Genomic DNA, 520 nt, shown 5'->3' with positions numbered 1-520 from the left:
CCCGTGCCGCCACCTCCTGAAGGGCTCGCATGCACGCCAACGAGCACAGCCGTACCAACGACACCAGGCGGCAGCCCGGCCTCGCGCCGGCGCGGGCGCAGGCCCCAGCCCACCCCATGCCGGTGGGGCTTCCTTCTCTTCAGGCGGGGGCGGGCAATGCGGCCGTCGTGCAGATGCTCCGTCAGGCGGGCCATCGCTGGACGCCGGAGCGGGCGGGGGAGGCCCGGACGGACTCCGCGCAGATACGGCAGGTGCAGCGCAAGCGGGCTGCTGTTCTTCAACGAGTACCGCAGGAGGAGTCGGCCGAGCGGATGGCCGCGCCGGCCGCGGCCGGGCCCGTCGAAGCCCTGGCCCCTTCCGGACAGGCGGAAACCGAGCTGCCGAACGAGCCCCAGTACCTGCTGCAGATCCAGGTGAGCAAGACCAGCAGGACCCACCGAACCGAATTCTCCGGGGGAGGCTTCGGCCACGCCTGGGTCGCGCTGTACAAAAAGGAGCCGGGCCGCAAGGCGCACTGCAC

Annotated in this window: 1 pseudogene; it reads left to right on the top strand. The window is 71.9% G+C overall.

The annotated features are described in order from the left end of the window. Positions 1 to 29: 29 nt before the first annotated feature. A pseudogene (locus E6R62_RS40545) lies at positions 30 to 520 on the top strand (hypothetical protein); the annotation flags it as partial.

The organism is Streptomyces sp. A1136, from assembly GCF_004795055.1.
Taxonomy (GTDB): Bacteria; Actinomycetota; Actinomycetes; order Streptomycetales; family Streptomycetaceae; genus Streptomyces.
This window is presented reverse-complemented; position numbering and strand designations above follow the sequence as displayed.